At 70.5% G+C, this 24274-nt stretch carries 20 protein-coding genes and 1 pseudogene; 8 read left to right on the top strand and 13 right to left on the bottom strand.

The genetic code is table 11. The annotated features are described in order from the left end of the window. Both WEB03_RS05975 and WEB03_RS05980 read right to left on the bottom strand, forming a co-directional pair. The coding region (locus WEB03_RS05975) for a DNA polymerase domain-containing protein (RefSeq protein WP_368070040.1) at nt 1-573 on the bottom strand (573 nt) is incomplete at its 3' end. A gap of 9 nt (nt 574-582) precedes the next feature. After that, nucleotides 583-1731 carry an ATP-binding protein gene (locus WEB03_RS05980; protein ID WP_368070041.1) on the bottom strand — a complete coding sequence of 383 codons (1149 nt, stop codon included), beginning with the start codon at nt 1729-1731 and terminating at the stop codon, nt 583-585. A 240-nt stretch (nt 1732-1971) separates the two neighbouring features. On the opposite strand from WEB03_RS05980, the gene WEB03_RS05985 reads away from it, so the two are divergent. After that, nucleotides 1972-3165 (top strand): O-succinylhomoserine sulfhydrylase, encoded by a 1194-nt coding sequence (locus WEB03_RS05985; protein WP_368070042.1) that lies wholly within the window; start codon nt 1972-1974, stop codon nt 3163-3165. A gap of 50 nt (nt 3166-3215) precedes the next feature. Then, a complete protein-coding gene (locus WEB03_RS05990; RefSeq protein WP_368070043.1) occupies nt 3216-3869 on the top strand; it encodes a protein-L-isoaspartate(D-aspartate) O-methyltransferase in 654 nt (217 codons plus the stop codon). Here the strand turns inward: WEB03_RS05990 and WEB03_RS05995 are convergent. Then, nucleotides 3866-4552: a sensor histidine kinase gene (locus WEB03_RS05995; protein ID WP_368070044.1), complete on the bottom strand. Its 687-nt coding sequence runs from the start codon at nt 4550-4552 to the stop codon at nt 3866-3868. The two genes, WEB03_RS05990 and WEB03_RS05995, sit on opposite strands and share 4 nt — an antisense overlap. 272 nt (nt 4553-4824) lie before the next feature. On the opposite strand from WEB03_RS05995, the gene gltB reads away from it, so the two are divergent. Together gltB and WEB03_RS06005 are read left to right on the top strand one after the other, a co-directional pair. Next, entirely contained in the window at nt 4825-9456 is a 4632-nt protein-coding gene (gene gltB, locus WEB03_RS06000; protein WP_368070045.1) for a glutamate synthase large subunit, read from the top strand. 76 nt (nt 9457-9532) lie between these two features. Beyond that, a complete protein-coding gene (locus WEB03_RS06005; RefSeq protein WP_368070057.1) occupies nt 9533-10990 on the top strand; it encodes a glutamate synthase subunit beta in 1458 nt (485 codons plus the stop codon). A gap of 36 nt (nt 10991-11026) precedes the next feature. On the opposite strand, the gene WEB03_RS06010 is transcribed toward WEB03_RS06005, so the two are convergent. Both WEB03_RS06010 and WEB03_RS06015 read right to left on the bottom strand, forming a co-directional pair. After that, nucleotides 11027-11506: an acyl-CoA thioesterase gene (locus tag WEB03_RS06010; protein WP_368070046.1), complete on the bottom strand. Its 480-nt coding sequence runs from the start codon at nt 11504-11506 to the stop codon at nt 11027-11029. Between the two features lie 200 nt (nt 11507-11706). Then, nucleotides 11707-13632, bottom strand: a complete 1926-nt coding sequence (locus tag WEB03_RS06015; RefSeq protein WP_368070047.1) for a choice-of-anchor B family protein — start codon at nt 13630-13632, stop codon at nt 11707-11709. A 185-nt stretch (nt 13633-13817) separates the two neighbouring features. On the opposite strand from WEB03_RS06015, the gene WEB03_RS06020 reads away from it, so the two are divergent. The 3 genes from WEB03_RS06020 (at nt 13818) to WEB03_RS06030 (ending at nt 15312) form a co-directional block, all read left to right on the top strand. After that, nucleotides 13818-14198 (top strand): hypothetical protein, encoded by a 381-nt coding sequence (locus WEB03_RS06020; protein WP_368070048.1) that lies wholly within the window; start codon nt 13818-13820, stop codon nt 14196-14198. A 159-nt stretch (nt 14199-14357) separates the two neighbouring features. After that, nucleotides 14358-14786: an OsmC family protein gene (locus tag WEB03_RS06025; protein WP_368070049.1), complete on the top strand. Its 429-nt coding sequence runs from the start codon at nt 14358-14360 to the stop codon at nt 14784-14786. Between the two features lie 52 nt (nt 14787-14838). Then, complete coding sequence (locus tag WEB03_RS06030; RefSeq protein ID WP_368070058.1) at nt 14839-15312, top strand: SDR family NAD(P)-dependent oxidoreductase; 474 nt, start codon at nt 14839-14841, stop codon at nt 15310-15312. Here WEB03_RS06030 and WEB03_RS06035 read toward each other — a convergent pair. The 5 genes from WEB03_RS06035 to WEB03_RS06055 all read right to left on the bottom strand — a co-directional run bounded on the left by WEB03_RS06035 (nt 15231) and on the right by WEB03_RS06055 (nt 20037). Continuing rightward, complete coding sequence (locus tag WEB03_RS06035) at nt 15231-16022, bottom strand: crosslink repair DNA glycosylase YcaQ family protein (RefSeq protein WP_368070050.1); 792 nt, start codon at nt 16020-16022, stop codon at nt 15231-15233. The two genes, WEB03_RS06030 and WEB03_RS06035, sit on opposite strands and share 82 nt — an antisense overlap. Nucleotides 16023-16032: 10 nt before the next feature. Continuing rightward, entirely contained in the window at nt 16033-16818 is a 786-nt protein-coding gene (gene heR / locus WEB03_RS06040; protein ID WP_368070051.1) for a heliorhodopsin HeR, read from the bottom strand. A gap of 127 nt (nt 16819-16945) precedes the next feature. Beyond that, complete coding sequence (locus WEB03_RS06045) at nt 16946-17728, bottom strand: SDR family oxidoreductase (RefSeq protein ID WP_368070052.1); 783 nt, start codon at nt 17726-17728, stop codon at nt 16946-16948. Between the two features lie 75 nt (nt 17729-17803). Then, on the bottom strand, nt 17804-18898 hold the full coding sequence (locus WEB03_RS06050; protein WP_368070053.1) for an alanine/ornithine racemase family PLP-dependent enzyme: 1095 nt from the start codon (nt 18896-18898) through the stop codon (nt 17804-17806). Beyond that, the gene (locus WEB03_RS06055) at nt 18895-20037 is read right to left on the bottom strand and encodes a DUF1611 domain-containing protein (protein ID WP_368070054.1); all 1143 of its coding nucleotides are present in this window, start codon (nt 20035-20037) and stop codon (nt 18895-18897) included. The genes WEB03_RS06050 and WEB03_RS06055 overlap by 4 nt, the downstream gene beginning before the upstream one ends. A 288-nt stretch (nt 20038-20325) precedes the next feature. Between WEB03_RS06055 and WEB03_RS06060 the strand changes: the two genes are divergently transcribed. After that, nucleotides 20326-21234 carry a dihydrodipicolinate synthase family protein gene (locus WEB03_RS06060; RefSeq protein ID WP_368070055.1) on the top strand — a complete coding sequence of 303 codons (909 nt, stop codon included), beginning with the start codon at nt 20326-20328 and terminating at the stop codon, nt 21232-21234. Between the two features lie 146 nt (nt 21235-21380). Here the strand turns inward: WEB03_RS06060 and WEB03_RS06065 are convergent, their stop codons facing one another. The 3 genes and pseudogenes from WEB03_RS06065 to WEB03_RS06075 form a co-directional block, all read right to left on the bottom strand. Next, complete coding sequence (locus tag WEB03_RS06065; RefSeq protein WP_368070056.1) at nt 21381-21815, bottom strand: hypothetical protein; 435 nt, start codon at nt 21813-21815, stop codon at nt 21381-21383. Nucleotides 21816-21974: 159 nt separating this feature from the next. Continuing rightward, entirely contained in the window at nt 21975-24008 is a 2034-nt protein-coding gene (locus WEB03_RS06070; RefSeq protein WP_368070059.1) for a CocE/NonD family hydrolase, read from the bottom strand. Nucleotides 24009-24010: 2 nt separating this feature from the next. Further along, nucleotides 24011-24274, bottom strand: a pseudogene (locus WEB03_RS06075) (hypothetical protein); the annotation flags it as partial.

Raw genomic sequence — 24274 nt, forward strand, 5'->3', positions numbered from 1 at the left:
GTAGCTGTCCCACCTCGGTTCGAGCCGCAGGTAGACGTGGATACCGCGCTTGCCGGTGGTCTTCGGGTACCCGGTCATCCCGACCTCGGCGAGCAGATCGCGGAGCTCCGCCGCCGCCTGCCGCGCCGTGTCGAAGTCGGTGCCGGGCTGCGGGTCGAGGTCGATGCGCAGCTCGTCGGCGTGGTCGGGGTCGGCTGCCCGCTGCGGCCAGACGTGGAAGCCGAGGCAGCCGAGGTTCACCGCCCAGGCGAGGTGGGCGACGTCAGCGGCGACGAGCGCGTCGGAGGTGGTGCCGTTGACGGTGCTGACCTCCGCGGTGGTCAACCACGGGGGCGCGTTCTTCGGCACGCGCTTCTGGAAGAACGACGATCCCTCCGCCCCGCTCGGGTACCGCTCGAGCAGCAGCGGCCGGTCGCCCATCGCCGCCAGGATCGGCTCCGCGATCGCCTCGTAGTAGCCGATGAGATCGAGCTTGGTCTCGCCCCGTTCGGCGAAGAAGACCTTGTCCGGGCTCGACACCATCACCTCGCGCCCCGCGAGGTCGAGCACCACACCGTCGGACTTGCTCGCCATCACGACCGCCTAGGCGCGCTCGAGCGTGAACCAGAAGGTCGCGCCCTCGCCCTCGTCGCTGTCGATCCAGACCTGTCCCCCGTGCTCGTGCACGTAGCCCTGGACGATGTTCAGGCCGAGCCCGAGACCGTCACCCGGTCGCGACCCTCCGCGACCGCTCCAGAACTCGTCGAAGACGCGCCGCTGTGCCGCGGGGGCGATACCTGGGCCCTCGTCCTGCACGCCGACGGCGACCTGGTCCGTCCGCGCCGCCGGCGCGCTGAGGATCCGGACCGGGCGCCCCTGAGCACCGTGACGGATCGCGTTGTTGACGAGGTTGGTGAGGATCCGGTGGAGCGCGAGCCGATCCGCTTCGACGCACAGGTCGGGCTCGATCGTCACCTCGACCAGCCCGACTCCGACGGCGTCGGCGTCCGCAGCCACCTGACCAGCGACCTCGGCGAGCGTGACCGGTTCGAGGCTCAGCGACACCGAGCCACCCTCGAGCCGAGCGAACTCCTGCAGCTGGCCACGCAGCTGTTCGAGGTCGGCGGCGTTGCGGCGGGCGTTGCCGAGCACCTCGTCGAGGTCCGGGTCGGCGTTCTCCGCCGTGATGTGGGTGAGCAGCTGGAGGCAGCTTCGGACCACGGTGATGGGCGTCGACAGGTCGTGCACCACGGCGGCGAGGAAGCGGCTGCGCGTGCGGTCGAGCTCCGCGAGTTCGGCCGCCGCGTCGCGTTCGCGTTCCAGCGAACGAGCGAGCGCCTCCTCGTGTGCGTGCATCTCGGTGCGGTCGCGGGTGACCTTCGCGAATCCGACGAGGTGACCGTCGTCGTCACGGAGCGCGGTGATGGTCACATCGCCCCAGAAGGTGGTCCCGTCGCGGCGCACCCGCCACCCGCTGTGCTGGACGGCGCCCTCGGTGCGAGCGCGGTCGAGCAACTCGTCGGGCAGGCCGGCCGCCTTGGACTCGTCGGTGTAGAACCGTGAGAAGTGCTGCCCGATGATCTCCGTCGGCAGGTAGCCCTTCAACCGCTCGGCGCCCAGGTTCCAGGTCCGGACGTGACCCTGGGGGTCGAGGACGAAGATCGCGTAGTCGGTGACGCTGTCGATGAGCAGCTGGCTGATGCTGGCAGCGTCGGTCCGGGAGGAGTCGGGGACCCTCCGCTGCGCTTCCACGTGCACCTCGTCGACCAGGCCCGTGACAGATGCACACAGAGCGGTGCGCACCCGGGCGACCCTACCGTGGACCGCCGTCGTCGACCCTGGAGGACCGGCCCGTGGCGGGGTCGAGCGGATCATCGTCTCCGGTCTCGTCGACGATCGAGCGGCGACGCTCCTCGACGACGTGCTCGTGGCTCGGCCTCGGCCGCGCGGCGACCTACGCTGCGGGCGTCGACCGCGCGCACTGGAGCTCTCGTGACCGATCCCGATCCTGGGGCAGCCAGCTGGCGTCCGGACACGCAGGCGGTGCGCGGCGGTACCGAGCGCAGCCACTTCGCGGAGACCTCCGAGGCGCTGTTCTTGACGTCGGGGTTCGTCTACAGCTCCGCGGCCGAGGCCGCTGCGGCCTTCGCTGGCGAGACGGACCGGTTCGTCTACAGCCGGCTCGGCAACCCGACCGTGGCCATGTTCGAGGAGCGCCTCCGCGGGCTCGAGGGCGCCGAAGCGGCGTGGGCCACGGCGAGCGGGATGTCCGCGGTCTTCAACGCGTTGGCCGCGACCCTCCGCGCCGGTGACCGGGTCGTGGCAGCACGTGGGCTGTTCGGGTCCTGCTTCCAGGTCCTCGACCAGATCCTGCCGCGGTGGGACATCCACACCGAGTTCGTGGACGGCACCGACCTCGACGCCTGGGAGCGGGCGCTGTCGACCCCGGCGCAGGCGGTGTTCTTCGAGACCCCGTCGAACCCGATGCAGGAGCTGGTGGACATCCCGGCCGTGTGCGAGCTCGCCCACGCGACGGGGGCACGGGTCATCGTCGACAACGTCTTCGCGACGCCCGTGCTGCAGCGACCGCTTGAGCTCGGCGCGGACGTGGTCGTCTACTCGACGACCAAGCACCTCGACGGGCAGGGCCGGACGCTCGGGGGCGCGATCCTCGGACCGGCTGCCTTCGTCCAGGAGGAGCTGCGCCCCCTGATGCGACACACGGGCCCGACGATGAGCCCGTTCAACGCCTGGGTCGTGCTCAAGAGCCTCGAGACGTTGCGCCTACGGGTCGAGCGCCAGACCGCATCGGCGCTCACCCTCGCGACCTGGCTCGAGCAGCACCGTGAGGTCGAAGCCGTGCGCTACCCGATGCTCCCCTCGCACCCGCAGCACGATCTCGCGCGGGCGCAGATGACCGGCGGAGGTTCGGTCGTGACGTTCTGGGTCCCCGGCGGGACCGAGCGCGCCTTCGAGGTGATCGATGCGCTGTCGCTCATCGACATCTCCAACAACCTCGGGGACAGCAAGAGCCTCGTGACCCACCCGGCCACGACGACCCACCACCGGATCGGTCCCGAGGTCCGTGCCGAGATGGGCGTCAGCGACGGCGTGATCCGCATCTCGGTCGGTCTCGAGGATCCCGCGGACCTGCAGGACGATCTCGACCGGGCCCTCGCTCGCTGACCCGGCGGTCGGCGGTGGTCGCCGGCGGCCGCCACCGCGACACTCCGGACATGTCCGCTGGCCGCTCCGAACGTCCGCAGGTCGCTGCCGCCCGTCGCGTCGGTGTCACCGACGAGCGGGTGCTCGCGGCGATGGCTGCGGTACCTCGGGAGCGGTTCGTGCCGCCCGCCGCCCGGTCCGAGGCCGACCTCGACCGGCCGCTGCGGATCGGTTCGAACCAGACGACGTCCCAACCGTCGCTGATCGCCACGATGCTCCAGGCCCTGCGGCTGACCGGGACGGAACGCGTCCTCGAGGTCGGCACCGGCTTCGGGTACCAGGCGGCGCTCCTCGCCCACCTGGTGGCGGAGGTCGTCACCGTCGAGCGCCACGCGTTGCTCGCCGACCGCGCCCGCGGGAACCTCGTCGCGGTCGGCCTCGCCCACGTCACCGTCCTCGTGGGCGACGGGACGCTCGGAGCGCCGGAGTACGCGCCCTTCGACGCCATCACCGTGGCGGCCGCAGCCCCGGCGGTCCCGCCGGCGCTGGCCGAGCAGCTCGCTCCGGGCGGTCGCCTGGTCGCGCCGATCGGGCCGCGCGGTCAGCAGGTGGTGGTCGTGTACGAGTACCGGGACGGGCAGCTGGTGGTGGTCGAGCGGCTCACCGCCGTCCGGTTCGTCCCGCTCGTCAGCGACGGGCCCGATCGGCTGGGGCGGGATCGCTAGTCCGCACGCGGCAGGGTCAGCAGGAAGGTGCTGCCCCCGTCGTCCCGGGCCGGCTCGAGCTCGAGGCCGCCGCCGTGAGCTCGAGCGGTGTCGCGGGCGAGCGGCAGACCGAGGCCGAGGCCGCTGACCTCGGGGCGGTCACCGCCCCGCTCGTAGCGCTCGAAGATGCGGTCCACATCCTCGGGGACCACCCCGTGTCCCTGGTCGCGCACGCGCAGCTCGACCCGGTCGCCGTGGTCGTCCACCTGGACGACCACGGTCCGTCCCGCGGGGCTGTACTTGGCCGCGTTCGAGAGCAGGTTGAGCAGCAGACCGCGGATCTGGTCGGCGTCGACCTCGGCGGGCACGGGCCCGGACGCCGTCACGGTCGTCTCGTGTTCGACGAGCACCGTGGCCTCGAGATCCCCGACGAGCTCGCGCGCCAGCTCCACCAGATCGACCCGCTCCCGGGCGGGTTCCTCGAGTTCCGCACGCAACCGACCGAGCCGGGCGACCTGGAGCCGCGCCAGCCGGAGTTGGCGCCGGGCGAGTCCGACCGCAGCGGTGCCGACCTCGTCCGCAGGGTCGATCGCCGTCCCGAGCAGACCGAGGGCGGCGTCCACCGCGCTGAGTGGCCCCATCACCTCGTGGGCGGCCTCCACGGCCACCTGCTCGAACTCATCGCGTGCGGTCGAACCAGCCATACGGGGGTCGCTTCCAGGCTCGGGTCTGAACCGTCTGGGCGTCGCGGGGCAGGGTAGGCACCCCTCACGTTCGACGGGCACGCACGACCCCTCCCTTGCGGTGGTGACCTCGGGCCGGACCGGCGCTGGCAGCCACCGACCCGACCTGGGCCTCGCCCGCGCCCCTCGGCTTGCCTTGGGGACGGTGACCGCGGTCCGCTACGCTCCGAGCCAGTTGGTGGGTCACTGGCGCCCCGCCACGGTCCGTTCTCCGTCGATCCGTTGGGGGTGCCGTGCGTACGTTCTCGTCCCTATCCGCAGCGCTGCCGTCCGCTCAGGGCCTCTACGACCCGGCGTTCGAGCACGACGCGTGCGGCGTCGCCTTCGTCGTCGACGTCCACGGACGCCGTAGCCACGAGATGGTCCAACGTGGACTGGCCGCTCTGCGCAACCTCGATCACCGAGGTGCGACGGGCGCGGAAGACAACGTCGGCGATGGTGCCGGCATCCTCATCCAGGTCCCCGACGCCCTCTTCCGCGAGGTGTGCGACTTCCCGCTCCCCGAGGCCGGGACCTACGCCGTCGGCACGGCGTTCCTCCCGCAGGACCCCACCGCGGCCGACGACGCCGCCAAGTCCGTCGACGCGATCGTCGCTGACGAGGGGCTGCGCGTCGTCGGGTGGCGTGAGGTCCCCATCGATGACTCCGCGATCGGGTCGATGGCACGCGACGTCGAACCCACCTTCCGCCAGCTGTTCATCGCCGCTCGGGAGGGCGATGCCCCGCTGTCGGGCCTCGACCTCGAACGGCGCGCGTACGTCGTGCGCAAGCGCATCGAGCACGAGGTCGGCATCGGCGCACCACAGGTCACCGACCGCATTCCCGAGCGAGCCGTCGATCGCGACGACCAGCCGGTCTACTTCCCGTCGCTGTCGGGCCGGACGCTGGTCTACAAGGGCATGCTCACCAGCATCCAGCTCGGCGACTTCTTCCTCGACCTCGGCGACGACCGGCTCGACAGCGCGCTCGCGCTCGTCCACTCGCGGTTCTCGACCAACACCTTCCCGTCGTGGCCTCTCGCCCACCCCTACCGGGTCATCGCCCACAACGGCGAGATCAACACCGTGATGGGCAACCGCAACTGGATGCGGGCCCGCGAGGGTGCGTTGGCCACCCCGCTGTTCGGCGACTCGCTCGAGCGCGCCCTGCCGATCATGACCCCTGGCGCCTCGGACACCGCGAGCTTCGACGAGTGCCTCGAACTGCTCCACCTCGGCGGCCGCAGCCTCCCCCACGCCGTGCTGATGATGATCCCCGAGGCGTGGGAGAACCACGAGTCGATGTCGGACCTGCGGCGCGACTTCTACGGCTTCCACTCGGCCGTCATGGAGCCGTGGGACGGCCCGGCCTCCATCGCCTTCACCGACGGCACGGTGATCGGCGCGGTGCTCGACCGCAACGGTCTACGCCCATCGCGGTACTGGGTCACCGAGGACGGCCTGGTCGTGATGGCCTCCGAGGTCGGTGTCCTCGACATCGACCCGGCGACCGTCGTCACCAAGGGACGGCTACAGCCGGGGCGCATGTTCCTGGTCGACACCGCGCAGGGGCGCATCGTCGACGACGAGGAGCTGAAGACCGAGCTCGCCAGCGCCGAGCCGTACGGGCAGTGGCTCGCTGACGGCCTCCTGCGCCTCGACGACCTCCCCGAGCGCGACCTGCTCACACCGCAGCACGCCTCGATCATCAAGCGTCAGCGGACCTTCGGCTACACCACCGAGGAGCTCAAGATCATCCTCGCCCCGACGGCGCGGATCGGGTACGAGCCCATCGGGTCGATGGGGACCGACACACCCATCGCGGTCCTGTCACAGCGGTCGCGGCTCCTGTTCGACTACTTCAGCCAGCTGTTCGCGCAGGTCACCAACCCGCCGCTCGATGCGATCCGCGAGGAGCTGGTCACCTCCATGGCCGGCACCATCGGTCCGGAGGCCAACCTGCTCGAACCGGGCCCCGAGTCGTGCAAGCAGATCGTGCTGCCGAGACCGGTGCTGTCGAACGAGGACCTCGCCAAGGTCCTCTACATCAACGAGGACGGCGACAACCCCGGTTTCGAGCCGTTCGCGATCGACGGGCTCTACCCCGTGGCCGAGGGTGGCGAGGGGATGCACCGCGCTCTCGACGGGGTGTGCGCGAAGGTGAGCGCGGCCATCGCCGAGGGTGCCCGCATCATCGTGCTCTCGGACCGCTACTCGAACGCCGAGCTGGCACCGATCCCGTCGCTGCTGCTCACGGCAGCCGTCCACCACCACCTCATCCGCGAGAGGACCCGCACGAAGGTCGGACTGGTCGTCGAAGCTGGCGACGCCCGTGAGGTGCACCACATGGCCCTGCTCATCGGGTACGGCGCCACGGCGATCAACCCCTACCTCGCGTTCGAGACCATCGACGACCTGATCGGCGAGGGGATCCTCTCGGGCGTCAGCCACGAGGAAGCGGTGCAGAACTACATCGAGGGTTGCGCCAAGGGCGTGCTGAAGATCATGTCCAAGATGGGCATCTCGACGGTCGCCTCGTACACCGGTGCGCAGGTCTTCGAGGCCATCGGTCTGTCGCAGGACCTCGTCGACCGCTACTTCGTCGGCACCTCGACCAAGCTCGGCGGCATCGGTCTCGACCAGATCGCCGAGGAGGTGGCGCTCCGCCACCGGTTCGCCCACCTCGACAACCCCGAGGAGGTTGCCCACCGCGACCTCGAGTTCGGCGGCGAGTACCAGTGGCGGCGCGAGGGTGAGCTGCATCTGTTCAACCCGACGACGGTGTTCAAGCTGCAGCACGCCACGCGGTCGAAGCGCTACGAGGTCTTCAAGGAGTACACCGGGACCGTCGACGAGCAGTCCGAGCGGCTGATGACCCTCCGTGGGCTGCTCCGGTTCAAGGACGGTGCCCGTCCCCCGGTGCCGCTCGACGAGGTCGAGCCGGTGGCCGAGATCGTCAAGCGCTTCTCCACCGGGGCCATGAGCTACGGCTCGATCTCCGCCGAGGCGCACGAGACGCTGGCCGTGGCGATGAACCGCCTCGGCGCCAAGTCGAACACCGGCGAGGGCGGCGAGGACCCGGACCGTTTCACACCGGACGAGAACGGCGACCTGCGCCGCTCGGCGGTCAAGCAGGTCGCCTCGGGCCGCTTCGGGGTGACCTCCGAGTACCTGACCAACGCCGACGACATCCAGATCAAGATGGCCCAGGGCGCCAAGCCCGGCGAGGGCGGCCAGCTCCCGGGTCAGAAGGTCTGGCCGTGGATCGCCAAGACGCGGTACTCGACGCCGGGTGTCGGCCTGATCAGCCCGCCGCCGCACCACGACATCTACTCCATCGAGGATCTCAAGCAGCTGATCCACGACCTCAAGAACGCCAACCCGTCGGCACGGGTGCACGTCAAGCTCGTCGCTGAGGTGGGTGTGGGGACGGTCGCGGCCGGGGTGTCCAAGGCCAAGGCCGACGTGGTGCTGATCTCCGGTCACGACGGTGGGACCGGCGCCTCGCCGCTCAACTCGCTCAAGCACGCGGGCGGTCCGTGGGAGCTCGGCCTGGCCGAGACCCAGCAGACCCTGCTGATGAACGGCCTGCGTGACCGCATCGTGGTCCAGGTCGATGGTCAGCTGAAGACCGGTCGCGACGTGGTGATCGCGGCGCTCCTCGGTGCCGAGGAGTTCGGGTTCGCGACCGCGCCGCTGGTGGTGTCGGGCTGCATCATGATGCGCGTCTGCCACCTCGACACCTGCCCGGTGGGCGTCGCCACGCAGAACCCCGAACTGCGGGCGAAGTTCGACGGCAAGCCCGAGTTCGTCGTCACCTTCTTCGAGTACATCGCCGAGGAGGTCCGCGAGCTGCTGGCCGAGCTCGGTTTCCGGACCCTCGACGAAGCCATCGGCGCGGTCGACGCGCTCGACGTCGCCGATGCGGTCGGCCACTGGAAGGCCAAAGGGCTCGACCTCTCCCCCATCCTGCACGTGCCCACCTCGCCGTGGGAGCAGGACCTGCACGCGACCAAGACCCAGGACCACGGGCTCGACAAGGCGCTCGACAACCAGCTCATCGAGCTCTCCGAGCCGGCCCTCGAACGTGAGGAACCGGTCCGTATCGAGCTGCCGATCGCGAACCAGAACCGCACGGTCGGCACGATGCTCGGCCACGAACTCACCAAGCGCTACGGCGGCCTCGGCCTCCCGGACGGGACGATCGACATCACCTTCCGCGGTTCCGCCGGGCAGAGCTTCGGCGCGTTCGTTCCCCGGGGCATCACGCTGCGCCTGTTCGGCGACGCCAACGACTTCGTCGGCAAGGGGCTGTCCGGCGGGACCCTGGTGATCCGACCCCCCGAACAGGTCCACGCCGACTTCGTTGCGGAGGAATCGATCGTGGCAGGCAACGTCATGCTCTACGGCGCGACCGGTGGCAACGCCTACGTCCGCGGCGTGGTCGGTGAACGGTTCTGCGTGCGCAACTCCGGCGCGACCGCGGTCGTCGAGGGCGTGGGCGACCACGGCTGCGAGTACATGACCGGGGGTCGGGCGGTCGTGCTCGGCGAGACCGGGCGGAACTTCGGTGCCGGGATGTCGGGCGGCATCGCCTACGTCTACGACCCCGTCGGCCGCTTCCGCGGGCGGCTGAACCCCGAGATGGTCGATCTCGATCCGCTCGACGAGCCGGACAAGTCGTGGTTGCGCGACCAGGTCCGTACCCACCACGAGGCGACCGGCTCGGTCGTGGCGGAACGGCTGCTCGTGAACTGGCACCGCCAGGTCCGCCGGTTCAAGAAGGTCATGCCGCGCGACTACAAGCGGGTGCTGGAAGCGAGCCGGCTGGCCGAGATCGAGGGTCAAGACGTCGACGAGGCGGTCATGGCCTCCGCACGCGGCTGACACGGTGACCGTCCCGGCGACGCCGGGGGCACGGAGGGCTCCGATGCGGGCCGATTACGACGAGGTGGAGCAGACCATGGGTGACGTTCGGGGCTTCCTGAAGCACGATCGGGAGCTGCCGTCCACGCGGCCGGTCCCCGACCGTGTCGCGGACTGGCGCGAGGTCTACCTGCCGTTCGCGCAGGACAAGCTGCAGACGCAGGCCAGCCGGTGCATGGACTGCGGCATCCCGTTCTGCAACGACGGGTGCCCGCTCGGCAACCTCATCCCCGACTGGAACGACCTGGTCTACCGCGACCACTGGAAGCAGGCGATCGACCGTCTGCACGCGACCAACAACTTCCCCGAGTTCACCGGCCGGCTCTGCCCCGCTCCGTGCGAGGGCGCGTGCGTCCTCGGCATCAACGAGGACCCGGTCACCATCAAGCAGGTCGAGGTGACCATCATCGACCGGGCGTGGGACGAGGGCTGGGTCGTCCCACGGCCGCCGTCGGTCAAGACCGACAAGCGGGTCGCGGTCGTCGGCTCGGGTCCCGCGGGACTGGCCGCCGCCCAGCAGCTCACGCGGGCGGGCCACGACGTGGTCGTGTTCGAACGCGCCGACCGGATCGGCGGGCTGCTGCGTTACGGCATCCCGGAGTTCAAGATGGAGAAGCGGCACATCGACCGGCGGCTGGCCCAGATGGAGGCCGAGGGGACCGAGTTCCGCACGGGCGTGAACGTCGGCGTCGACATCTCCGCCGACGAACTGCGCGAACAGTTCGACGCGGTCGTCCTCGCCGGTGGTTCGACGACGGCACGCGATCTGCCCATCGAGGGCCGCGACCTCGACGGCATCCACCAGGCGATGGAGTTCCTGCCGTGGGCGAACAAGGCCCAGCAGGGCGACATGGCCGTCGACGAGGTCCCGATCTCCGCGCAGGGACGCAAGGTGGTGATCATCGGTGGCGGTGACACCGGTGCGGACTGCCTCGGCACCGCCCACCGGCAGGGTGCGGCGTCGGTGCACCAGTTCGAGATCATGCCCCGTCCGCCGGACGAGCGACCCGCCGCGAACCCCTGGCCCACGTTCCCGATGACGTTCAAGATCTCATCCGCCCACGAGGAGGGCGGCGAACGGGTCTACAGCGTCAACACCGAGGAGTTCCTCAGCGACGAGCACGGCCGGGTCCGGGCGCTGAAGGCCCACGAGGTCGAGTTCATCGAGGGCCGCTTCCAGCGCATCGAGGACAGCGACTTCGAGCTCGAGACCGACCTCGTGCTCCTCGCCATGGGGTTCATCGGACCGGAGCAGGAGGGCCTGCTCGACCAGCTCGGCGTGTCGCTGACCGAGCGTGGGAACGTCGCCCGCGACGACCGGTACGCGACCGACGTCGACGACGTCTACGTCTGCGGTGACATGGGCCGCGGGCAGAGCCTCATCGTCTGGGCCATCGCCGAAGGCCGGGCGTGCGCTCGGACCGTCGACGAACAGCTGATGGGCACCTCGGCGCTCCCCGCCCCGATCCCCGCCTCGGCCGTGCCCCTGCGGTGAGGACGACGCTGCGGGATCACCCCCCCGCAGCACGTCTCACATCAGCGATCGCAGCGCCGCGAGCAGGTCCTCAGGCGGACGGCACGGACGCCCGCTGGCATCGCCGGCGCTCGAGCGCACCTCGGCCTCCGTCAGCAGCTCGTCGCCCCGACGGATCGACTGGTGCCACCACGAGGAGGCGGGTCGGAGTTCGGCGACGCGGGTGTCGATGGTGAGTCGGTCTCCGGCGAGCGCCGGGCGACGGAACCGGATCCGCAACTCGACCACGACCAGGTGCACGCCGCGCTCGGTCAGGACCTGCGGTCCGAAGCCGATGGACTCCATGAGGTCGATGCGGGCGGTCTCGAGGTAGTTGGCGTAGACACCGTGGTTGACGTGTCCGTTCGGGTCCAGCTCGTGGTAGCGCACCCGCAGGTCGTAACGGCCAGGCGCCGCCACGTGGGGTGTCGCGACGCCGTCAGCCGAGGTGGTGCGCTCGGGCGCCGCTGCCGTGGCAACTTCGGGGACGATAGGCAAGGAAGGCTCCGGGTCGCGGAGCGACAGACTCGGTGGCGCGCGAGGTCCACGTCAACCCGAGCACGCTACGGATCGGGCCTCCGCGGCACCGATCGGCGTGGTGACGACGATCGCGCGGCCTCCAGCGCGAGCGTGTCGGTCCGGACCGACGAGGGGGCGACACCAGATCGGTGTCGCCCCCAGCGCCGGTGCCGCGTGGGCTAGTCGGTGCTCGGTTCGAGGATGAACAGCCCCCGGTCGATGCTGCTGACCGCGACGACGCCCTTCTGCCGGAAGTACGGGTAGTTACTCCAGGTCCCACCCTCGAACGTCGCGTTGTCGTTCTCCGGGTAGACGTCGAAGTACGCCACCTCCTCGAGACCGCTCCCCGGGTCGTTCACGTCGTAGACGCGCAGACCCGTGGTGTAGTTCGAGGCGTAGGCGAGGCCATCCTTCGTGTACAGGTTGTGGTCGATCGAGGTCGTGTCGTTGGTGAACACCGAGTCCACGACCGGGTTGCGCAGGTCGCTGACGTCCCAGACCCGCGTGGTCGTGTTGACCCCGTGGATCTGTTCGTCACCCTCGTCCCCGTGCAGGAACCAGGCCTGGTCCTCGGTCAGCCACCCCTGGTGCGAGTAGCCCGATCCGCCGTACTCCACGACCGAGAGCGTCTCGGGGTTCTCCTTGTCGGTCACGTCCGTGATCGACACGAAGTTCACGCCTTCGGCGGCGCTGTAGGACAGGCCGTTGGAGTTGATGCAGATCTCGCGACCGCGGAACTCGGCATCCGGACCCTCGTAGACGACGCACTGGGTGTCGTGTACGTAACCGTTGTCGTCGAGGCACCCGGCGTACGTCGGGTCCTTCGGGTCGTTGATGTCGATCATGTGCAGGCCGGTCCCACAGACGGCCGGCGGGTCGTTGGCCCGGACGCTGCCGGATGCGGGGAGACCCTCCTTGATGGCGTTGCCGTCATCCTGGCTGACCATGACCGACGGGATGACGATGCTCGGATCCGAGCCGCCCATCGTGATCGTGCCCGCCGCGTTGTTGGCGACGACCACCGCGACCGCTCCGGCCGCCTGCGCGTTCGCCGCCTTCTGCGAGAACGGGCACGTGCCGCGGTCGACGATGGCGATCGAACCAGCCGGGAAGCCGACCAGGCCGCCGCAACCCTCTGCCGGACGTGCGGAGCCGTCGTCCACGACCGCGAACTCACCGGCCAGCCCCACCTCCGACGGAGGTGGTCCGAACGCGGCACCGCTGGCGAGGTACTCACCAGCAGCGGCGCCGTCGTCGACGGTCACGGTGTTCGGGAGCGGCTGCGACGAGAACGCTCGTGCTCCGACGGAGTAGGCGAACCCGGTGTCCTCGTTGATGTTGATGTTGTGCGCCGACCCGTGCCCGGTGTAGTGGGCGTCGACGTCGTAGGTGGTGTAGGTGCCGTCCCAGTCGCGGAGGCGGGTCAGGTCGAAGACCTGCACGCCGTGGTTGCTGTGCTCGGAGACCACGTAGGCGTGGTCCTCGTACACCTTGATGTCGCGCCACGAGGATCCACCCGACGTCGACGCCGTCGGCAGCATCCCGAGCACCTCGGGCCGCTTCGCGTCGGAGATGTCGACGAAGACCGTGCCGCTCGAGGATCCGACCAGCGCGTAGTCCTTGCGCGTCTTGGGGTCGGTCCATCCCCAGATGTCGTTCACGAAGGTCGTCCCGAGCTCCTCGTGCGACACGTGGCTGAGCATGTCGATCCCGTCGCACGGGAAGAAGCCCGCAGCCAGACCGTCCTCGCAGGGCGCGAACGTCCGCGGCGCGTTGCTGCGCGGGTTGGCCTTGCGGTTGTTGAAGCTCGGGTCGGTGGGTCCAGCTTCGTCCTCGTGCTCATCGAGCCATTCGCGGGTCAGCTTGACGTCGACCTCGTCGAACTTGTCGTCGCACGAGATCTCCTCGACGGTCCCCGCCGTCGGGAGGAACGAAGCGAAGACGTTGACGGCACCGAGGACGTTGGCGAGGAACCCGGTGGCAGCGGGCTGCGCCTTGGCGCACGCATCGTGCGCGAGCGCAGGTTTGGGGCTGATCACGGATAGTGCGAGGGCCAGCGCGAGGATCAACCCCACGCTGATCGGACGTGGCATCGGTCGAGCCATGCTCTTCTCCCGTTGGTGACGCGACACCCCACTCCCGAGGGGCGATGATGGGACGACCCATCACACGACCGAACCTAGGCAGGTCGGATGTCATCACAACGGACTAGGTGCACACGGCGCGCGTGCGGGCCACTCGGCCCGCCAGGACCGCTAGAAGTGCCCCGCCTCGACGACCGGAGCACCTCGTGACGACCGCTGACCCGACCACGCGCATCGCGGCGGTGCTCGTGATCGTCGTGGGCGTGCTGAACCTCGTCCTCGGGCTCGTCAGCCTGCTGACCGACCAGATCCGACTGTCGGACGGCATCGCAGGCGGGCTCGTGGTGGCGGGGCTCGTCACCGCCGCCGTGGGCACGCTCGTGTGGCGGGCGAACCGTCTGGCCACCGTGGCCGCCCTGACGGTCTTCACGATGCTGCTCGTCTACCAACTCAGCGAGGTGGCGGCGGGCGGCGGGGACACGGCCGGGGCGTTGGCCAGCCAGCCGACGGCCCGCCTGGCCGTGCTCGCCGTCCTGGTGCTGGTCCTGAGCGTGGCCGCGTGGCGCCAACGAGGGCAGCGGTGGTGATCCGCCGCGACGCACCTGAGCGTCCGGGGGCCGTAGCCGCCGAACCGTTGCCCCGACCGGCGTGGCCACATCCGGTGGCACCGCCAGGTCCGTCCACCTGACGAAGCGTTACGGTCTGCGCCGGTCGGAGGCGCCGACCGCCGGGACCGAGGGACGACGATGGCAGACGGTGACCACCGCCGCGTGACGCTGGAGCGTGTCGATGAGGGCATCTACCGCGCCACGAACGCACGCGGCACCGAGCTCACCTTCGGGAGCAAGGCGGACGACGGCTTCTCACCGGTCGAGCTGCTGCTCGCCGCGATCGGCGGGTGCTCAGCCATGGACGTCGACGTGGTGACCGGTCGTCACGCCACGCACGAACGGTTCGAGGTGGTCGTCGACGCAGAGGCGGTGCGCGACGACACCGGCAACATCCTGCGTGACGTGCGGATGACCTTCCACGTGTCCTTCCCCGAGGGTCCGGACGGCGACAAGGCCCGCCAGCTGCTGCCTCGGGCGGTCCGCACCTCGCACGAGCGGACCTGCACGGTCAGCCGCACCGTCGAGGCGGCGACGCCGGTGACCGTCGAAGCCGCGGACATCTGACTCGGCCGCGGCCAGGGAGGTCACACCCGGGACGAGCCGCAGGTCGCTAGCCCTGTACGGCACCCTCGACACCGTCCGGGCCTTCCTCCCACACCTGATGCTCCGCCCCGTCGCCCACATCGCCAACGTCTCGAGCATGGGCGGGTTCCTGCCGGTCCCCGGGCAGACGATCTCCGGCGTCAGCGAGGCCGCGGTCCGGCTCCTGACCGAGGGGCTGTACCCAGAACTGCTCGAGACCGATGTCGGCGTGATCGAGGACGACCGGCTGCACACCTTCGTCGGCCGCGACTCGCGTCTGATGAACCTGGCCAACCGGCTCGCTCCGCGGCGGTCGACCCACCTCATCGAGCGACAGATGCGTTCGCTGCTGTCCTCGCCTCCAGCGCCGTCCGCGCCTCGGATCCGGCTCAGCCCGGCAGGATGCGTCCCTCACCTGCGGGCAGGTCAGCCCACCACCGGGCGTAGCGCGCGTACACCTTCGGGTCCCGATCGGCGAGCAACCGGCCGAGGGCGCTGGCCTCGCTGACCAGACCGTCCCACACGTCGTCCGAGTACCGCTCGAAGGCACGTACCTCGATGCCGCCCTCGACGGGACGCCACACCCCTGGGCGTGTCCGCGTCGGGCAGCGGCCCATCCGGGACGTCGTACAGGACCGCACCCCCGGGGGCCTCGAAGGTGACGAGGTCGTCCGCCATCGCCGCGAGGGCCGGAGCGATCTCTGGGCGTCGCAGCATCGTGAACTGGGTGATGTCCTGCACGGTGGCCGGACCGAAGCCCTCGAGGTAGCGCCACAACAGCTGCCGCACGCACCGGTCGTGCTCGTCGCTGGCCGCCACGCTCGGCGCGGCGACGTAGGACGGCCGCGACCCGAACGTCCACGGGCCTCCGGTCGCCGCGTGCACGAGCGGCGCGATCAGCCGCAGCGCCCGCCACAGACCCGGACCGGGTGATGCACCGAGCCGCTCGGTCAGCATCTGTTCGACCTCGGCCTTCGTGCGTGGCTCGGCTGCGAACGCGACCAGGTGCGGGACGAGCGCGTCGGCATCGCCGATGGAGAGCCCGGTCGCGACGAAGCGGCGGTCGTGCAGCCAGAGCGCGATGTACGGGGACGCCGGCGCCTGGGCTTGGAGGGCCACGACGCGGCGCACCGCCTCGACCACCGAGGTGGGTTCGCGTCGGATGAGCAGCTGACGAGCCAGCGTCGCCCGGTTCAGCTGTCGTGCGGAGACCTCCACGGAGACCGCCTCAACCGACCAGCGAGCCGGCGAAGATCTGCCACGCCAGGGCCGACTTCGCTGCGAGGCTGAGCACGAGGTAGGCCTTCTCGCCGTAGGCGTAGTCGCCCCACGGGCCGATGCCGCGGTACTGCAGCCACTGGTTCAGCCCGAAGCTCATGAAGAAGACGAAGAGGGATACGAAGATCCCGATGACGAACCCGGGCAGTTCCTCGGCCCCGATCAGGTTCACTGACAGCGCCACCCACGGCGCGGCACCGATCAGGGACCCGAACCAGAAGGGCAACATCGTCGTGGACTCGCGACCGGGCGGGTTCATGACCTCCTGGAGCCAACCGAACAGGATCATCCCGCCGTTGGCCCCGGCGATGGCGATCAGTGCCGCCACGCCGGTGATGCCGCTGTAGAGGCAGATCAGCAGGATCATCAGGGTCGCGCTGAGCGAGTACTCGACCCAACGGAACCGGTTGATCCCCCGGTGGAGATCACGCTCGTAGAGCCCTCGCCCCAACGTCGCGTTCAGGAGGTGGTCGAGGGCGGCCAACCCGAGGAACGCGGCTATGGCCGCACCGATCGGGACGTCGAACAGCGCCTCAGGGGGCGGCACGTCGGACCCCGGCGGTCCGGCCGGGAACGACGAGGTGACCGTGATCGCGAAGTCGGTCGCGAGCACGACGATGGCCGCGGCCTGCACCAGGTGCAGGACCGTCAGCGCCAGGTTCCAGCGCCGCAGGTTGGTGAGCCGCTCCGCGGTCACCCCACGTGCGCTCGGCGTTGCGGGTGTCGTGGAGCTCACGGCGCGCCTCCGGGTCGTCGAGGGGCTTCGAGCGGGCGACGCCGTGCGGACGGGTCGGTGCGGAGTGTCCGCGATGGAGCCCCGTGCGTCACCTACGAGCGGCGAGACACCCGACGCCCCACGCACCTCACCGGCGGAGCATCCGCCGCATCGTCGCCCGCACGATCGGCCCGTGGAGATCGGCCAGCCGAGCCAGGACGGCTGACTGCCGATCCGCGGTGATGGTCAACCGGTCGCGCTCGATACCTCGGACGATGGCGGCGGCCACCTGCTCGGGGGCGACCGGTTCGATCGCCCCCGACACGCGCACCGTCTCCGGCGGCTTTGTGCGGTTCTCCTGCTCGAACCCTGGCGTGCGGGTGTCGGGCGGGTAGACGATCGACACCGTGATGCCGCGGTGCCGGAGCTCGGCGTCGAGCGTGTGTCCGAACCCGCGGACGGCGTACTTGGCCGGGGCGTAGGCGCCGTAGCCGAAGACCCCGAACAGTCCGGCGACCGACGACACGAGGACGAGGTGGCCGCGACCGCGTTCCAGCATGGATGGCAGCACCGCCTGCACGGTGTGGACCACGCCGAGGTAGTTGAGCTCCACCTGCTCCCGGAAGGTGTCGGCATCCAGTTGCTCCACGTAGCCGGGTCGGGCTCCGCCGGCGCACGCGATGATCACGTCACAGGCGCCGTGGACCTCGGTGACCGCCGCGATGGCCGGCTGCAGTGCATCCGGATCGGTGACGTCGCCGCTAGCGGTCGCGATGTCCGGTTCCGCTCGACCCACGGCAGCCAGCTTGTCCGGACCGCGGGCGATGACCGAGACCCGGGTGCCGCGTCGTAGGCAGGCGCGAGCGGTGGCCAGACCGATGCCTTCTGACCCGCCGGTGATGACGGCGTGAGCACCTGCCAGCTTCGTCATCGGATCCCGTCGTTTCGCAGCCGACGCGAACCTACCGACACGTCGTCGCGGGGCGGGGCCGAGTCACGCGCATCACTACCCCGCCGGCGATCCAGCCGTCGAGAGATCGGGTGAGGGCACGAAGACCTTGGCCACGGTCGGCGACGTCATCGCGCGCAACAGCGCGCTGTAGTTCGGTCGGAACCGCAACTCAGCGCCGACCGAGACGCTCGAGTCGGACGTCACGATCAGGTGATCGCTGCTGGCGCCGAGGATCGTCGTCCCCGTCGGCGGTTCCAGACCGAGCGGATCGGTGTCCTGCTGGCCGAGCGCCAGGATCGTCTGCGCGCGCGACCCGATGTCGACCGCCGCGACCGGCTCACCGAACGCTGTCTGCGCGGTCCGGCCCCACGGCAGGGACGGCTTGATCCTCGACTCGATGACCTCGGCAACGATGGTGAACGCGTCGGTGCGCAGGCCCGCGATCGGCCGTCGGTCGAGCGGATCGTGTCCGAGCAGGATGGCCTCCCCGATCCGCAGGTCGTCGATCCGACCCACGGTCCCGGGGCCGAGAGCCCACCCGAGGTTCGCGGAGTTACCACCGGACACCACCTCGAGCGTCACACCGAGCGCCGCCTCGACCGCTCGGGCGAGCGCGGAGAGTTCGGCCATCTTCTCGTCGTCGGGAACGACGCCGCTCCGACACGCGAGGTTGGTGCCGATGCCGACCAACCTCAGGTCCGGGAGGCGGTGGACGTCAGCGGCGGCCGTCAGGAGGTCGGCCGGCATGATCCCCTCGCGGAGGTCGCCGAGTTCGACCATGAGGACGATCCCGTGCGTCGTCCGTCGACGGCCGGCCGCCGACGACAGCGCGGCGATGATCCGCATCTCGGTGTTGAAGCTCACATCGGCAGCACGCACGACCCGGTCCACCTGGCTCAGCATCGGCGAGCGGATCAGCGCCATCCTCGTCTCGATGCCGGCCGTACGCATCGTTTCGAGGTTCTCGACCCGTGAGTCCCCGAGGGTGCGGACGCCAGAGCGGATCAGCGCCTGGACGATCTCGGCGTCGCCGAGCACGGCCTTCGTCACGCCGGTGACCGAGATGCCTCGGCCGGCCAGCCGGTCCACCAGTGTCCGTGCGTTGTGGGCGATCGCCCCCACATCGATCTCGAGCCGAGGAGCGGTCACGACGCGCTGACGGACCGCTTCACCTCGAGCTTGGGGAACGCGGCGAGGACCATCTCGACGAGCCGGTCGGGTGAGCGGCTGAGCGCATCCGTCGTCGGCAGGCCGAGGGTCGCTTCGAAGCCGGCGATCGCCGCCGACAGTTCGGCGTCGGTCATGTGCTCGTGGTTCAGCGTGAGCCCGATGACCTTGGTGTCCGAGAACGTCTCGATGAGGCGGATCTCACTGGCTGGTGACGGCGTGGGGAAGGCGGGGAAGTCGCTCAGTCGGGTCCGGGCCGGAGCGTGCTGGAGCACGACCGCCTGGGGGCGGCTGCCCTTGAGGATGAACGCCGAGCTCGAGTAGGCCGGGTGGCTGAGCGCTCCCTGCCCCTCGATGACGATCACGTCGGGGCGCTCGGCCTCGAACGCGTCGACGACGGCAGCTTCCATCTCACCGGCCGCGAACTGGGCCGGCACGGCGTCGAGCGCCAGACCGTGCTTCGCCCCCTGCATCAGGCCGGTCTGTCCCGTCCCCACGAGGACGGCGCGGAGCCCGCGCTCCTCGAGGGCGCCGACCAGCACGGTCGCGGTGGTGCGTTTCCCGATGGCGCAATCGGTACCGAGGACCGCGATCCGCGGGCAGGTGACGTCGAGGATCCGGCCGCTGAAGGTCCGCAGGTGCTTCTTGTCCCGCGGCCGGCGGACGTCGGTCATCGTCACCCCGTGCAGGGCGCTGGCAGCGACGAACTCCGCATCGTCCTGCAGGAACTCGTGGAGCCCGTTCACGATGTTCATCCCGAGGCTCATGGCGTCGAGGACCACGCCACGCTCGGCCGGCGACAGCATCCCGCTGGTCGGGGCGAGCCCGAAGATGAAGAAGTCCGGCGTGGCGCCCGCGTGCGCCAGTGCGTCGGCGAGGTCACGGCGGATCGGGATCCCGTTGTCGACCCCGTCGAGGACGGCACCCGCATCACGGCCGACCTGCTCGCTGTCGATCACCGACAGGATGGCGTACTTCTCGCTGTGCCGGACCAGACCGTTCGCGGTCTTGCCGTCGATGCGACCGAAGTTCGCTTCGCAGTAGACCACCGCGGTCGGGCGCGACGGGTGCTGGCCCGTGGGTCCGGACGTGGCACCGCGGTCAGGCGAGAACGAGGACATGGCGACACCTCTGGCGAGAGCTCAGAGGAGGCGACGTGTGAGGTGCCGACCCGGGTCGGGCCAACTGTCGAGAGGTCCCCGCTAAGACGGATGGACAAGACCTCCACCGTACCGGCAAGGTCACCGGTCGTCGCGGACCGTGCTCCGAACCGCACGCCCACCCTACGAGGCGTCCCTCCCGGGGTGTTCCTAGAGTCGGGAGGTGTCGCACCCCGGGTCCCGGTGATGCCACCGGCGATCGCGGGCTCAACTCGCCGTTCGATGCAGACTCGATCCCACGGAGCTCGCATGGTCGCCCTCAGCGGTGCCGCACCGGCGCTCGTCACGCCGCTCACCGCCGACGGAGAGGTGCACGCGGACGACGTCGGGGCGCTGATCCGGCGGGCGCTCGGCGATGGCGCCTCCGGCATCCTCGTGGCCGGCTCGACCGGTGAGGGCGCGCTCCTCGAACCCGCTCAGCGCGAACAGATCGTGCGGGTCGCCCGTGCTGCCGTCGATGCGCCCGCGCCCACCAGCGGGACGGCGCCGGTCCTGATCGCCGGTGCGTGCGGGGCCACCGTCGCCGAGCTCGATGCTGACGTGGCTCGCCTGGCTGAGGCTGGCGCCGACCTCGTGCTGGTCCTGCCACCGACCACCTACCCGCTGAGCGTCGAGGAACTCGTGGACCTCCACGTGGGCGTCGCCGAACGAGCGGGCGTGCCGACGCTCGCCTACCACATCCCCCAGTACACCGGTTCGCCACTGACGGCCGACGCGGTCCGCGACCTGGCCTCCCACCCACGGATCGTGGGGATGAAGGACTCCTCCCCCGACGCGGAACGGCGCGCGGCGTTCATCGCTGCTGCGCGATCGGCGACCGGCGAGTTCGCGGTGTTCACCGGCCACGCTCCCACGCTCGGCGACGCGCTGACGGCCGGCGCAGACGGCTCCATCACCGCGATCGCCAACGTCCGGATGCGACAGGTCGTCACGCTGCACGACGCCGTGGCCACCGGTGACGACGCCGCTGCCCGCGCCGCGCAAACCACGTTGTCGCGGACCTCCGAGGCTCTCCACGCGGTCGGCAGCTCGATGCCCGCGACGCTCAAGGCCGCGCTTCAGCTCGACGGCACGATCGCGGAACGCTGGTGCCGGCCGCCGCTGCGGTCGGTCCCGGGCGGTCGCCTCGACCACGTCCGGACCGCCACGATGCGGTGACGGTCAGGCCCGGCGTCGAGGCCGGCTCAGCGCCGCGAAGCGCTCGAAGGCCGCGTCGACCCGTTCGCGTGCGAGGTCGCGATCGGTGTCCTCGTCATCGTCGCGAGGGGAACGGCGAGCCGGGACCGGTGGGGGTCACCGCGGTCCTAGTCCCCGGCAGCGAGGTCGAGCATCGTGGCGTCCACCAGCAGCGTCGTCCCCCGCCGGCGGTGCTCGGCCACGCGTCGCGAGAGCTGCCGCGCAACGGCCAGCAGGGGCCGTACGTCGTCGGCGGTCCCCGCACGGTCGAGCAGATCGCCGGCGTCCGCGAGCAGCTCGTCGTGCTCGCTCCGGAGCCGTTCGACGCGGGATGCGTACCAGGCCGCCGTGTCGAGGATCTGCGCCAACAGACCGTCGGGCGCTTCGGCATCCTCGACGTGATGCTGCACCGTCGCGACGAACTGCTCCACGGCCACACGGAACCGCTCGCCATCCGGTCGGGTCTCGGTGCTGAGCTCGTCGAGGTGTCGATCGAGATCGAGCAAGGCCGCTCGGAGCGCCTCGCGGCGGGCGACGTACGCCTGGACGTCAGCCTCGGACACGTCCGCACGCACCAACGCGTCGCCATCCGCCATGACCGGCCCGATCTTCGACCCTTCGACGCGACGTTCGCCTCGTCGTTCGAGACTGACGCACCCCCCGAGGACCGTCAAGCGACCGACGGGGAGTCGTGCCGCAGGCGGGCTCGTCGCTGCGCGTCGTCAGAGCATGTCGCGAGGGATGGTCCGATCCCAACTGCGCGCGACGAGGCGGGATTCCCCCTCGAAGGCGTCCAGCGTGGCTTGGATGCGGAAGCTGTCGGCGGTGCAGGTCAACACCGTGTTGGTCACGGTCTCGACCCGCCAGTCATCGCGGACGAACCGGCGGACACCGTGGACCTCGCCGCGCGCGGTGGTCGGATCCTCCCCGCGGAACGAGTAGGTCTCCGTCGTCGCGCTATGCAGCTCGAGGCCGAGGTCGTCGAGGCGGAGCGCCCCCTCGTCCTTGCGCGTCTCGAGCACCGTTTCGGTGGTCACGAGGTCACGCGTGATCCGCCACCCGTAGTCGCGGTCGCGGAGCTGGGTCGCCGCCGGGGGCTGCGACCCCTCGGCCTCGCCGAAGGGGCGGGACAGGCCATCCGGTACGCCGGCGCGACGGACCGGCAGCAGCAACCGGCTGGCCTCGGGGTACACCGTCATGCAGACCGGCGTCGGTGACGGCCAGACGACCGGCCAGTACGAGGTGGACACCTGCAGCCGCAACCCGTGTCCGGCCAGGAACCGGTGACCGACCTCGCTGAGCTGGACGCGGACCCGGTAGCGCTCGCCCGGGACCAGCGACTCGGGGTGCTCGTGGGAGTCGCGGTGGGTGAGGTTGAGCAGTCCGTAGGTGACCCGCGTGATGCGACCGTCGGGGAGGCGGTCGGACAACCGTACAGCGACCATCGCCTCCGGTCGGTCGACGCTGAGCTCGAGCTCGACCACCGGGGCACCGAGGACCTCGAGCGGCTCGCGCAGGGCGACGCTGTCGAAGTTGATCGACCCGCCGTCCTCCTCACGCTGATCGACCGGAAGGTCCGGGGTCGCGGTGAAGGAGCACCACTTGCCCGCGTACAGCCCGAGCGAGAGCGGTGAGGTGATGCTGCGATCGCGTGCGTCGGACGGCGGTTCGTCCACGAGGAACAGGCCCGCGTCGCCGAGCCCGAGCGCGCGTTCCTCCACGTTCGGGGACGGCCAGGACCGTTCGGTGACCCACCGGCCCGGCCGCTCGTGCAGGTCGAGGGCGGGGGCGATCGGATCCTGGATCCAGGCCACGAGCATCGGTTCGTCATCGAGCCCGTTGGCGATGCCCTTGAGCCACCGGTCCCACCAACGCACGCACTCCTGGAGGAACCCGACCGCCGGACCCGGGACCCCGAGGTGGGGGTACTTGTGGCTCCAGGGCCCGACGAGACCACGCCGCGGCACGTGCAGGTCGGCGAGCAGGCGGAAGACCGCGTTCGAGTACCCGTCGGCCCAGCCCGACACGGCCAGCACCGGCACCTCGATGGCGGCCGGATCCTCGCCCACCGAGCCGTGCTTCCAGTAGTCGTCCCGTCGTTGATGGGCCAACCAGGTCTCGAGCCACATGCCCGACCCCTCGAGGCGCTGGAGCCACAGCTCGCGCCACCGGCCACCGACGAGGACCGGATCCGGCGGGCAGGAGGTGTTGGCGAACATGCTCGCCGCCCACGACAGGTTGTCGCCGAGCAGGCAGCCGCCCATGTAGTGCACGTCGTCGGCGTAGCGGTCGTCGGTCGAGCAGACAGTCACGATGGCACCGAGCTCCGGGGGGCGCAGCGCCGCGAGCTGGAGCCCGTTGAAACCGCCCCACGACTTGCCGATCATGCCGACGCGGCCGTCGCACCACGGCTGGGCCGCGATCCAACGCAGCACCCCCAGCCCGTCCTCGAGCTCCTGCGGCAGGTACTCGTCGGTCAACACGCCCTCGGAGTCCCCCGACCCTCGCAGGTCGACACGGACGCAGGCGTACCCGTGCGCGGCGACGTAGGGGTGGCTCAGCCCGTCGCGGTGGGCGGTCTTGTCGCGCTTGCGGTACGGGATGTACTCGAGCACCGCCGGGACGGGTGAGCTCTCCGCGCCCTCGGGTTGCCAGCGCCGTCCGGCGAGGTGGGTCCCGTCCGCGAGCGGGATCGTGAAGTGCTCCACCTCGACCACGTGCTGAGGCAGCTCCTGCGCTGGGACGATGCGGAGCATGCTCACGCTGCGGGCCCCTTCCCGGCCGCGGACGCAGCCACCTCACGACCGGCCCGCCGCAGGGCCCGGACCACCAGCTCCTCGCAAAGCTCCGGGAAGGTCACCCCTTCGGCCCCGAGCGACAGCGGGTAGCTCGACGTCGGCGTCATCCCCGGCAGCGGGTTGGTCTCGAGGAAGTGGAACCGTCCGTCCGCCGTCAGCCGGAAGTCTGCACGCGACGAGGTGTCCCCGATACCGAGCAGGCGGTGCACCTCGCCGGTGAGCCG

Origin of the sequence: Nitriliruptor sp. (assembly GCF_040882075.1) — a bacterium.
GTDB lineage: Bacteria > Actinomycetota > Nitriliruptoria > Nitriliruptorales > Nitriliruptoraceae > Nitriliruptor.